The sequence below is a fragment of the Candidatus Sulfotelmatobacter sp. genome (assembly GCA_035498555.1).
In the GTDB taxonomy this organism is placed as follows: Bacteria; Eisenbacteria; RBG-16-71-46; order RBG-16-71-46; family RBG-16-71-46; genus DATKAB01.
The window spans coordinates 1-3,177 of the sequence record DATKAB010000133.1 but is presented as its reverse complement, the minus strand read 5'-3'; the positions used below and the strand labels follow the sequence as shown (position 1 = coordinate 3,177).

5 protein-coding genes are annotated in these 3,177 nt (G+C 69.9%); 3 read left to right on the top strand and 2 right to left on the bottom strand.

All coding sequences use genetic code 11. The annotated features are described in order from the left end of the window. Positions 1-543: class I SAM-dependent methyltransferase (locus tag VMJ70_11450; protein HTO91735.1), on the bottom strand; the 543-nt coding region annotated here is incomplete at its 3' end. Position 544: 1 nt separating this feature from the next. Beyond that, entirely contained in the window at positions 545-1,375 is an 831-nt protein-coding gene (locus VMJ70_11445) for a methyltransferase domain-containing protein (GenBank protein ID HTO91734.1), read from the bottom strand. Between the two features lie 130 nt (positions 1,376-1,505). Here VMJ70_11445 and VMJ70_11440 point away from each other — a divergent pair, with 130 nt between their 5' ends. The 3 genes from VMJ70_11440 to VMJ70_11430 form a co-directional block, all read left to right on the top strand. After that, positions 1,506-2,672, top strand: coding sequence for a Re/Si-specific NAD(P)(+) transhydrogenase subunit alpha (locus tag VMJ70_11440; protein HTO91733.1), 1,167 nt, complete (start codon positions 1,506-1,508; stop codon positions 2,670-2,672). Then, a complete protein-coding gene (locus VMJ70_11435) occupies positions 2,669-2,965 on the top strand; it encodes an NAD(P) transhydrogenase subunit alpha (GenBank protein ID HTO91732.1) in 297 nt (98 codons plus the stop codon). Before VMJ70_11440 ends, VMJ70_11435 begins: the two co-directional genes overlap by 4 nt. Then, a partial coding sequence (locus VMJ70_11430) for an NAD(P)(+) transhydrogenase (Re/Si-specific) subunit beta (protein HTO91731.1) occupies positions 2,962-3,177 on the top strand: 216 nt, incomplete at its 3' end. The genes VMJ70_11435 and VMJ70_11430, both read left to right, overlap by 4 nt.

The window sequence follows — 3,177 nt, the reverse complement described above, 5'->3', positions numbered from 1 at the left end:
GTCGCGCCAGCCGAACGGCGTGAGATAGAAGGGCGGCGGATTCCCGGGCATCAACCGCGAGAGTGTCTCGTGCGTGATGCGTCCGAACGCGTTGTTCTCGAACCCGTCCCAGACGTTGAAAACCAGCTTTCCGCCCGGGTTCAGCACCCGCCGCGCCTGGCGCGCCGCGACCACCTTGTCGGGAAAGAACATCCAGCCGAACTGGCAGAGCACGATGTCGAAGCTGTGTTCCAAGAACGGCAGCTCGGTGGCATCCACGGTCTGGAGCACCACGCGGCGGTCCGCACCCACTCGCTGCCGAGTCAGCTCGAGCATCGGCGCGTTGAGATCGGTGGCGGTGAGCAGGCCGTCCGGCGGCAGCGCGGCGAGCAGGTGTTGCGTGACGGCGCCCGTGCCGCAGGCCAGTTCGAGCACGGCACGGGCGCCGCTCGCGCGGAAGCGCCGCTCGAGATCGCGGGCGTAGGGCTCGAAGATCACCGGCACCAGATACCGGTCGTAGAACTCGGGGATCGAGCCGGTGAAGGCCGAGGCTTCGGCGGTCATGTCAGTCTTTCAACCCGCTCGCGACGAATGCCGGCATCGGCAGCGGCAATTCGCCTCCGTGCAGCCACCGCCTGCAGCTGGTCTTGAGCTCGGCGCGGATCGCCGCGAGCGCCTCGGGCGTCTGCCCGTGCAGCAATCCCGCGGTGCGCACCGTGCCGTCGTAGTAGGCCTCGAACAGTTCGTCGGACGATTTCACCCGCCAGGTCATCGGCTGCTCGACCACCTTCACGTCCACGAATCCGGCCTCGGCGAGCGCGCCGCGCAGCGTGTCGGGGCGTGAAAACGTGTCGAACGGCGGAGCGGCGGGCAGCTCGACGTCGGTTCGACCCCGCGCGCGGATCGCGTCGTTGATCAGACCGAACGCCACCGCGCGGTCGAAGCCCACCCACCAGCTGATGGCGAGGCGGCCGCCGTCCTCCAGCACGCGAAAGGCCTCGCGGAGCGCCGCCGCCGGGCGCCCGAGATGACCGATCAGGAACGACATGGTCACCGCGCCGAACACCCGATCCGGAAACTCGAGCGCCTCGGCGTCGGCAATTCGGAACGCCACGGTCGGATAGGACTGCGACGCCAGCTCGACCATCTCGGGAGACAAATCGCAGCCGGTGACGCGCGCACCGCGCGCCGCGGCCATCCCCGCCACATATCCGGGCCCGCTCGCGACGTCGAGCACGCGCGTGTCGCGCTTCACGCCCGCCGCGTCGAGCAGAGCGCCCGCGATCTGCGAGGTGAGCCGGCCGAATTCGGAGTGATAGGTGTGCGCGGCCGCCTGCCAGCCTTGCAGCTCGAAGGCCTTGAAGGCCTCGGGAACCGGGGATTCGGGCACGGGCATGGCGGGGGATCGTAACATGCGTGCGACGGCGCAGGCCGGGAGCATGCGGCGTCGCGGCCGGCACGATTTCGACCGAACCCCCCAAACTGATTTGCGCCGCGGCCGCGCCCCTGCTTCAATGCTCGGCCGCATGCTCACGGTCGCCATCCCTCGCGAAACGATGCCGGGCGAGACCCGGGTCGCGCTCATCCCCCAGACCGTTCCCGCGCTCGTCAAGGCCGGGCTGGCGGTTCGAGTGGAAGCCGGCGCCGGCGAAGCGGCCGGATTCCTCGATTCGGAATACCGCGAGGCCGGCGCTTCGATCGCCGCCACGGCCGCCGAGACTCTGGCCGGCGCCGACGTCGTGCTCAAGGTGCGCGAGCCACAGACCCTGCCGGGCGGCGGCCACGAGGCCGACCTGATCCGCGAGGGGGCGCTGCTGATCGGCTTCCTCAATCCGCCGGCCAACGCCGCGCTGTTCGAGCGACTCGCGGCGCGGCGCATCATCGCCTTCGCGCTCGAGAAGCTGCCGCGCATCTCGCGCGCGCAGAAGATGGATGTGCTGTCGTCGATGAGCACGGTGGCCGGCTACAAGGCGGCGCTGCTCGCCGCCGACGCGCTGCCGCGATTCTTTCCGCTGCTGATGACCGCCGCCGGCACCGTGGCGCCGGCCAAGGTGTTCGTGCTGGGCGCCGGCGTCGCCGGTCTCCAGGCGATCGCGACCTCGCGCCGGCTCGGCGCGGTAGTCTCGGCGTTCGACATCCGCCCGGCGGTGCGCGAAGAAGTGCAGAGCCTCGGCGCCACCTTCGTCGCCGCCGATCAGGCCGACGAATCGCACGTCGCGGCCGGCGGCTACGCCAAGGAGCTCTCCGAGGAGCAGAAGACGCGCGAGCGCGAGCTGGTGGCGAAGCACGTGCAGCAGAGCGACGCCGTCATCACCACTGCGGTGGTGCCGGGCCGGCGCGCACCGGTGTTGGTGACCGCCGCGATGGTGCAGGCGATGCGGCGCGGTTCGGTGATCGTGGATCTGGCCGGCGAATCGGGCGGCAACTGCGAGCTGACCGAACCGGGGCGCGACGTGGTGAAGCACGGCGTGATGATCCGCTCGCCGCTCAATCTGGTGGCGCAAATGCCGACTCACGCCAGCCAGATGTACGCGCGCAACGTCAGCGCGCTGCTGCTGCATCTCGTCAAGGACGGGCAGCTCAAGCTCGACTGGAACGACGAGATCACGCGCGACACTTGCGTGACGCGGCCGGCCGAAGCCGCGGCTTCGTCGGGCGCGCCGTCGGCGGCGGCCGCGGGAGCGCGCTCGTGAGCACCCAGCTCCTCACCGAGATCTACGTCTTCGTGCTGGCGGTGTTCGTGGGCTTCGAGGTGATCTCCAAGGTGCCGGTGGTGCTGCACACCCCGCTCATGTCCGGCACCAACGCCATCCACGGCATCGTGGTGGTGGGCGGCATCCTGGTGCTCGGCAACGCGCACCATCCGGTCGAGTTCGCGCTGGGGTTCGCGGCCGTCGTCTTCGGCGCCATGAATCTGGCCGGCGGTTTCGTGGTCACCGATCGAATGCTCGAAATGTTCAAGGGCAAGCCGCGGGTCAAGAAGTGACCGAGCACGAGGTGCCGACCGCGGTTCATCTCGCCTATCTGGCGGCGGCGATCCTGTTCATCCTCGGCCTGCGCCGCCTGAGCTCGCCGGCCACCGCGCGCTCCGGCAATCTGTGGGCGGCGTTCGGCATGGGCATCGCGGTCATCGCCACGCTGTTCCTCCCCGGCATCGGCAACGTCGGCTGGATCGTGGCGGCGATCGCAATCGGCGCG

Bases quoted from the DNA above. Each gene is read 5' to 3' on its own strand.
- VMJ70_11445 (HTO91734.1), bottom strand. From the start codon at position 1,375: ATGCCCGTGCCCGAATCCCCGGTTCCCGAGGCCTTCAAGGCCTTCGAG.
- VMJ70_11440 (HTO91733.1), top strand. From the start codon at position 1,506: ATGCTCACGGTCGCCATCCCTCGCGAAACGATGCCGGGCGAGACCCGG.